Below are 3,845 nucleotides of genomic sequence, written 5' to 3'. Positions count from 1 at the left end.
TTAGAGAACCAAGACCTTGAACATCTATCTTGGGACAGATATCGTATATGTTCCCCGCATTCAAGCCGCATTAGACCGGTTTGGCGATCGCTTCCTCGAAAAAGTTTACACGCCCGCCGAACAAAGGGATTGCGGACAACAAAATTCTCAACTCAGCAGCATTAAAGGTAAAATGAATCGAGTTTCATGCAACCAGCTAGCGGGCCGCTGGGCAGCAAAAGAAGCAGTTGTCAAAGCTCTAGGCACGGGATGGCGGGGAATACGGTATGCAGATGTGGAAATTCGGCGCTCCGAAAACGGTGCTCCAAACGTGCAACTGCACGGAACCGCAGCAGCACAAGCCTCTGTTTGGGGAAATTGCCAGTGGCAATTAAGCCTCAGCCACGACGGAGACTATTGCACGGCTACGGCGATCGCCCTTTGTACCCCGCCGTCAAACAACGCCGTCGGGCGATCGAGCGAAACTAAAATCTAAAATCTAAATCTTTAATCTAAAATTGATCGATTGTGAGTGTGAATGACTACCGAAACCTACCTGAATCATCCAAACTTTGGGCTCCTCTTCAGGGTATCCCAGGTTGAAGACAGCCAAGAATTATTTACCACCCTATACGCCCAGCGCCTGTTTTTTTTGGTGACAAACGGCCCTGGCGGGCTGAGATTTGAACCAATCAGTCGCTCCGACGCTCGCCTCATGGTCGAAATTCGCCTGCGAACCCTGCGTCGCAGCGGTCAATATCACGAGTACGACCAATTGCAAACCATTCACCAGCGTACATTTCAATAACGAAAATCAGTAATTTGGTAATTGGTAACAGTCTTAATTTTCCTTCCCTCCACTCAAGAGCGTTGAGCACCCATGACCATAGCCTCTCGAATTAACAGCATTCGCCAACACTTGCCCGAATCAGTGCGGTTAATTGCCGTTACCAAACAAGTACCGACTGATGCTATCCGCGAAGCTTATGATGCCGGTATCCGGGATTTTGGTGAGAGTAAGGTTCAAGAGACTGCCGAAAAACAAAGCCAACTGCAAGATTTGCCGGATATCAACTGGCACTTGATCGGGCACTTGCAAGCCAACAAAGCCGCCAAGGCCATAGAGCATTTCCAGTGGATTCACTCTCTCGACAATTTAAAACTCGCTCAGCGACTTTCGCGCTTGGCGGGGGAAATGTCCTGCTCTCCCCAAGTCTGCCTGCAGGTCAAAATGTTGCCCGACCCGGACAAATACGGCTGGAGCGTTCCAGAACTGCTGGCTGACCTTCCAGAACTCAACAAATGTCAGCATATCAAAATTCAAGGTTTGATGACAATTCCTCCGCTGGGATTAGATGACTCGCAAATCCTAGAATTATTTAACAGCACCCGCGAACTTGCTGACAAAATCCAGCAGCAAAATTTGCCCTGCATTCAAATACAGCAGCTCTCGATGGGGATGTCGGGAGATTATAATTTGGCAATTCAAGCAGGTGCTACTATGGTACGGCTAGGACAAACCTTATTTGGCTCTAGGAGGGGATAAATAATTGAAATCTTCTGATAAAGACAATTTGGGTTAAATATAGAATAGTCAGCCACCCGCGACTAACGCGCAACGCGAGTATAGTCGGGGCAGCAAAGTCGTAAAGGAGCGTGAATCATGAATATTTTTTCTAAACTGCGAGATTTTGTAGGGATCAACAATGAGCCTGAGTACGATGACGTGTACGACGAAACGGAAGGGGAGCGCTATCAGAACTTCTACCAAGCGCCTGAACCCAACCCCGCTGCAGTCGCAGCGGAAGAAGAACGTCGTCAAAATCGTAGAATGCGAGAGCGGTCAGTAGTAGGATCGACAGGTATGGATGTCGTTGCACCAACCGGGGGAGTAGGGTCAGTAATGAATAACGTGATTGGAATGCCTGGAGCTATGAACGGGATTTCGGAAGTAGTAGTAATGGAGCCGCGCACTTTTGAAGAGATGCCGGCAGCAATTCGAGCCCTTAAGGAACGGAAGTCTGTGGTTTTGAACCTGACGGTGATGGACCCAGACCAAGCGCAAAGAGCTGTGGACTTTGTGGCGGGCGGTACTTATGCCCTTGACGGTCATCAAGAGCGAATTGGCGAAAGTATTTTCTTGTTTACGCCTAGCTGCGTGCAGGTGAGAACTCAGTCTGGTGTGGTTCACGAAGTGCCTCCTGCTCAAGGACGCCCTCGTGCTGCTGCTCCTGCACCGACAGTCTGGCCGGCAGAACAAGCTACCATCGCTCAGTAGTTATTAGTTAGTAGTTATTAGTCATTAGTCATCTGTCTTTAGTCTTTAGTTATTAGCCAGTAAGCTTTTAACTACCGAGAACCTGAATTTTGTATCCTTGGTTCTGGGCGCTTAACTCTTAGCTAAGGCGGTGGACTGATAATTAATGGCAACTAATAATTAATGACTAATGACTAGCATAAAATAGTAAGGTGCGTCGCTTTCAAATTTTCGATCGAACTTGTAAATTGTTGCGGGCGACGCACCCTACAAGGTAGCACTGTAGACTAATGACTAATGACTAATGACTAATGACTAATGACTAATGACTAACATAAAATTTGGTACGATCGGCGGCGGGGTAATGGGAGAAGCTCTCTTATCCCGCTTAATTGCACAAAAAGTTTATTTGCCTTCAGAAATATTGGTGAGCGAGCCTGGGGTAAAGCGCCGCGAGTTTTTGGCTAACAAATACGGGATTGGAACAACAGCCAGCAATCTAGAAGTTGCTGCGGCTACAGAAGTGCTGTTTTTGGCGATTAAACCGCAAGTTTTTGATACGGTAGCTTTGGAGTTGGCGGTGGCGGCCGATCGCAAACAAGGAAATAATGGAGAAACGGCTAATTCCCAGCCAGAAGCGGTGGTAGTGTCGATTTTGGCAGGAGTGCCACTCAGCAAGCTAGAACCAGCTTTTCCGGGGCGGGGAGTGCTGCGGGTGATGCCGAATACTCCAGCCACGGTAGGAGCGGGAATGAGCGCGATCGCTCCGGGAAAACTTGTTCAACCGGCTGATTTAGAATTGGTAAAGCGCATCTTTCAGGCCGTGGGAGAAGTGGTAGAAGTACCTGAGAGTATGCTCGATGCGGTGACTGGGCTTTCGGGTTCCGGGCCTGGTTATGTAGCAATTTTGATAGAAGCCTTGACAGATGGCGGAGTTTGTGCTGGACTGCCACGGGCGATCGCCTCTCAATTAGCGCTGCAAACAGTATTTGGTACGGCGAAGCTAATGCAAGAAACGGGAATGCACCCGGCACAATTGAAAGATCAAGTTACGAGTCCCGGCGGCACAACTATTGCGGGAATTGCTAAATTAGAGAGTAGTGGCTTTCGTTCTGCGCTAATCGAAGCCGTGAAAGCAGCTTGTTTGCGTTCTCAAGAATTAGGTAAATAAAAACAGAGAATTTAAGATGGCTTATAGCGACTTCAAGCTGAAGGCACTTCTCAAGCAATTTGACTTAACTCTTAACGAAAATCAAGATTTGTTTGCCGATATATCAGAAGTAGAATCTAGCGAAATCCTGAAAGTAGCGTTGAAAGAAAACGCAGCATTAGCAGTAGATATAAATACGGAAAAAGCTCGATCCGAACTGATTATCGCACCAATTTTACTTGAAGTTAGGCGGCAATTAAATTATCAAATTGGTCTATTTTCAGGTTCCGAGTTTAATGTAGCTCCTGAAAAAGGATTAAATGGAACCTGTGATTTTTTAATGAGTTTGTCAGCGGAACGGCTGTTTATCAGCGCTCCTGTTATACGGAATCCGGTTGTCATAGGTCTGTTATAATTGCTGAAAAAATCGAGGAAAAATAGCCATGCCAAAAAAAGTCG

The 3,845-nt window shown here is 47.2% G+C and carries 6 protein-coding genes; all 6 read left to right on the top strand.

The genetic code is table 11. The features are described from left to right. The first annotated feature begins 16 nt into the window (after positions 1-16). The 6 genes from acpS to QUB08_RS18875 all read left to right on the top strand — a co-directional run bounded on the left by acpS (position 17) and on the right by QUB08_RS18875 (position 3,801). Positions 17-475 (top strand): holo-ACP synthase, encoded by a 459-nt coding sequence (gene acpS, locus QUB08_RS18900; protein WP_333226148.1) that lies wholly within the window; start codon positions 17-19, stop codon positions 473-475. Between the two features lie 42 nt (positions 476-517). Further along, a complete protein-coding gene (gene pipX / locus QUB08_RS18895; RefSeq protein WP_333058020.1) occupies positions 518-787 on the top strand; it encodes a transcriptional coactivator PipX in 270 nt (89 codons plus the stop codon). Between the two features lie 72 nt (positions 788-859). Further along, a complete protein-coding gene (locus QUB08_RS18890; RefSeq protein WP_333226147.1) occupies positions 860-1,525 on the top strand; it encodes a YggS family pyridoxal phosphate-dependent enzyme in 666 nt (221 codons plus the stop codon). A gap of 117 nt (positions 1,526-1,642) precedes the next feature. Next, the gene (locus tag QUB08_RS18885; RefSeq protein WP_333058022.1) at positions 1,643-2,257 is read left to right on the top strand and encodes a cell division protein SepF; all 615 of its coding nucleotides are present in this window, start codon (positions 1,643-1,645) and stop codon (positions 2,255-2,257) included. Positions 2,258-2,561: 304 nt separating this feature from the next. Then, positions 2,562-3,407: a pyrroline-5-carboxylate reductase gene (gene proC / locus QUB08_RS18880; RefSeq protein WP_333226146.1), complete on the top strand. Its 846-nt coding sequence runs from the start codon at positions 2,562-2,564 to the stop codon at positions 3,405-3,407. Positions 3,408-3,423: 16 nt separating this feature from the next. Then, positions 3,424-3,801, top strand: a complete 378-nt coding sequence (locus QUB08_RS18875; RefSeq protein WP_333226145.1) for a hypothetical protein — start codon at positions 3,424-3,426, stop codon at positions 3,799-3,801. Positions 3,802-3,845 lie beyond the last annotated feature (44 nt).

Origin of the sequence: Microcoleus sp. BR0-C5, from assembly GCF_036705045.1 — a bacterium.
Lineage (GTDB): Bacteria > Cyanobacteriota > Cyanobacteriia > Cyanobacteriales > Microcoleaceae > Microcoleus.
This window is presented reverse-complemented; position numbering and strand designations above follow the sequence as displayed.

Coding starts and splice junctions, on each gene's coding strand:
- pipX (WP_333058020.1), top strand. CDS start 518: ATGACTACCGAAACCTACCTGAATCATCCAAACTTTGGGCTCCTCTTC.
- QUB08_RS18890 (WP_333226147.1), top strand. CDS start 860: ATGACCATAGCCTCTCGAATTAACAGCATTCGCCAACACTTGCCCGAA.
- QUB08_RS18885 (WP_333058022.1), top strand. CDS start 1,643: ATGAATATTTTTTCTAAACTGCGAGATTTTGTAGGGATCAACAATGAG.
- proC (WP_333226146.1), top strand. CDS start 2,562: ATGACTAACATAAAATTTGGTACGATCGGCGGCGGGGTAATGGGAGAA.
- QUB08_RS18875 (WP_333226145.1), top strand. CDS start 3,424: ATGGCTTATAGCGACTTCAAGCTGAAGGCACTTCTCAAGCAATTTGAC.